At 67.1% G+C, this 1,339-nt stretch carries 3 protein-coding genes; 1 reads left to right on the top strand and 2 read right to left on the bottom strand.

All coding sequences use genetic code 11. From position 1 onward, the window contains the following. Nucleotides 1-41: 41 nt before the first annotated feature. Together DPA01S_RS16010 and DPA01S_RS17395 are read right to left on the bottom strand one after the other, a co-directional pair. Nucleotides 42-419, bottom strand: a complete 378-nt coding sequence (locus tag DPA01S_RS16010; protein WP_043565875.1) for a PH domain-containing protein — start codon at nt 417-419, stop codon at nt 42-44. Between the two features lie 203 nt (nt 420-622). Next, entirely contained in the window at nt 623-907 is a 285-nt protein-coding gene (locus DPA01S_RS17395; protein WP_061917921.1) for a hypothetical protein, read from the bottom strand. Between DPA01S_RS17395 and DPA01S_RS16615 the strand changes: the two genes are divergently transcribed. Further along, a partial coding sequence (locus tag DPA01S_RS16615) for an amidohydrolase (protein WP_232303221.1) occupies nt 839-1,339 on the top strand: 501 nt, incomplete at its 3' end. The two genes, DPA01S_RS17395 and DPA01S_RS16615, sit on opposite strands and share 69 nt — an antisense overlap.

The following is a 1,339-nucleotide window of genomic DNA, read 5'->3' as shown; positions in this document are numbered from 1 at the left end:
ATTACTGACCCATGCTCCTAGCTGCAACGTCTAGCGACGGGCTACCCGTTCAGGACGACATGCGCGATGAGGTGGTCGAGCTTTCGGATGTCGACTCCCCGGTTCAGGTTGATCTTGATGTGGCCGGCCCGTGTCCACAGTTCGAGCTCGGAGTTGAAGTCGAGCATCCTCCCCGCGTTCTCGGACGACCACATGTTGATCGCGTTATAAGGCAGGGAGTAGATCTCGACCTTCTTACCTGTCAGTCCCTGCGCGTCCCGCACGATGAGGCGCTTGGTGGTGAAGATCGCCGAGTCGCGGAATGTCTTGTACGCAGCGATCGGCTGCTCACCCTGAACGAGCAGAGGCCCGATATCGTCGGGAATTGGGCACTCTGCGACGAACGTCCAGGCGGCGATATTGGCGACTGCAGAAGTCAAGATAGGTCCGATCTATTCGAGTTAGCGTCGTGCACAGTCATTGGATCTGCTCGCGATAGTAGTCACCGAACAGGGGCGCTCGAGACGCATTTCGGAGGACTCGATCGAGAGAAGTGGAGGAAGGTGGAAGTCATGCCAACCATCGCAAGTCCCGCCACCCTCGAGTCCGCCGTCTCGACCCACCTTCCGTGGCTTCGCGACCTCTACCGCCACTTCCACCGCCACCCGGAGCTCAGCATGGCCGAGCACGCGACGGCGGACCGGATCGAGCAGGAGCTCACCGCGCTGGGCCTGGAGTCCCAGCGCATCGGTGGGACGGGCGTCGTCGCGGTCATCAGCAACCCGGGCCCCGCCGGCACGAGACCCGCCGCCGCCGACGCCCCACCGCCGAAGGCCCCACCGTCCTCGCCCGCGCGGACATCGACGCGCTGCCCCTCCAGGAGGACACCGGCCTGGAGTACGCCTCCGAGACGCCGGGTGTCATGCACGCGTGCGGCCACGATGCGCACGCGACCGCGCTGCTCGGCGCCACTCGAATCCTGACCGAGAACCCCAAAGCCTGGTCGGGTACCTACCTCGCGGTGTTCCAGCCGGGGGAGGAGACGGCCGCCGGCGCCCGCGCGATGGTCGACGACGGCCTGCTCGAGCGGGTCCCGCGGCCGGACGTCGCGCTGAGCCAGCACGTCATGCCCACGGCGGCGGGCACGATCGGCACGGTGGCGGGCCCGGTCCTTTCGGCCGGCGACTCGCTGAAGATCACGATCCATGGCCGCGGCGCGCACGGGTCGATGCCGCACACGGCGGTGGACCCGGTGGTGCTGGCGTCGTCGATCGTCTTGCGCCTGCAGACCGTCGTCTCGCGCGAGGTGGAGCCGGGGCAGTTCGCGGTGCTGACGGTCGGCTCGCTCACGGCGGGCGCT

Origin of the sequence: Dietzia papillomatosis NBRC 105045, from assembly GCF_001570845.1 — a bacterium.
Lineage (GTDB): Bacteria > Actinomycetota > Actinomycetes > Mycobacteriales > Mycobacteriaceae > Dietzia > Dietzia cinnamea.
The sequence above is the reverse complement of the archived record's forward strand: the minus strand, read 5'-3'. Positions and strand labels throughout refer to the sequence as shown.